Source organism: Micromonospora sp. NPDC003776 (assembly GCF_053605645.1).
Genome location: NZ_JBSGJR010000969.1, coordinates 1 through 1194 on the forward strand (window position 1 = coordinate 1; position 1194 = coordinate 1194).

Annotated in this window: 2 protein-coding genes; one reads left to right on the forward strand and one right to left on the reverse strand. The window is 69.7% G+C overall.

Going from position 1 to position 1194, the window contains the following annotated elements:
• Positions 1–656: LppM family (lipo)protein (locus ACWEVO_RS36785; RefSeq protein ID WP_452311990.1), on the reverse strand; the 656-nt coding region annotated here is incomplete at its 3' end.
• Between the two features lie 202 nt (positions 657–858).
• Between ACWEVO_RS36785 and ACWEVO_RS36790 the strand changes: the two genes are divergently transcribed.
• On the forward strand, positions 859–1194 hold a 336-nt coding region (locus ACWEVO_RS36790), incomplete at its 3' end, for a phosphotransferase (RefSeq protein WP_452311991.1).

Sequence of the window (1194 nt, forward strand, 5' to 3'; positions counted from 1 at the left end):
ACGCCGCCGACCACCAGCAACCAGGGGAAGCCGCCGCCGGCGCCGGCCGGGTCGGCGGTCGCGGCGGCCGACGCCCGCGCCGGAGCCTCCGCCTCGGCCACCAGTTCGGCGGGCTTGGCCTGGTTGCTGTCCACCTTCCAGGTGACCGACCGGCCGTTGACCGTGCCGTTGGTGGAGAGCACCCGGCCCGGGAAGGTCACCGATATCTCGAACGACATCAAGGTCACGAATGCCCGTCGCGTTCCCGGATCCTTCTCGGTCACCTTTCCGGCGTATTTATCGGGGTCCAGCGGAAATGTGAACCGGTAGCGATCTCCGGCCCGGACCAGATTCACGCTGTCGCTGGTGAATTGTGACAGCGGCTTATTCCGGTACACCACCTGCACCCCGTAGAACCGGGCGTCCTCGTACCGGCTCTCGTCACCGGCGGGCAGCGTGGGCAGCTGCCGGCGCATGTCGGCGAAGGCCGTCTGCACGTCCGGGTTCCGCTGCTTGAGCAGGCTCTTGTCGGCGGTCACCAGAAGCTGCCCGCTCACCGTGTCGTCGGGGTGCACGGTCAACCCGAGGTTGAGCTGCATGCAGCCGCCCAGCGCCGCCACGAGGGCGAGACACACCGCGAGGCGAAAAGCCCGGCTGCGGCGGAGTCCCGTATTCATGTGGACAGTGTGTGTGATCGCTTTCACACCCAGCAGTCAGCGATCAGTCACAGGCTTGTCGCCGATCTTACCGGCCAGCCCTCCCATTCGGCGGAGCCGGGAAAGTCGGGCGATCGATATTCTGCAGGGTTGGCCATTTCCGGTTCCGGCCGGCCGGAAAATCGGTGGCGGCGCGGCGGTCCGGCCGCTGATGCTGAGCCGGATGACGCGACAGGAGACGACGCCGACCATCGACCCGGCGCTGGTCCGCCGGCTGGTCGCGACGCAGTTCCCGCACTGGGCCGACCTGCCGGTCCGGCCCGTGGCGACGGACGGCTGGGACAACCGCACCTTCCACCTCGGCGACGACATGACCGTGCGGCTGCCCAGCGCCGCCGGTTACGTGCCGCAGGTCGACAAGGAGGACCGGTGGCTGCCCGTGCTCGCCCCGGCGCTGCCGCTGGAGGTGCCGGTCCCGCTCGCCCGGGGCGAGCCCGGCGAGGGCTACCCGTACCCGTGGTCGGTCCGCCGGTGGATCGAGGGGGAGACCGCGAACTCG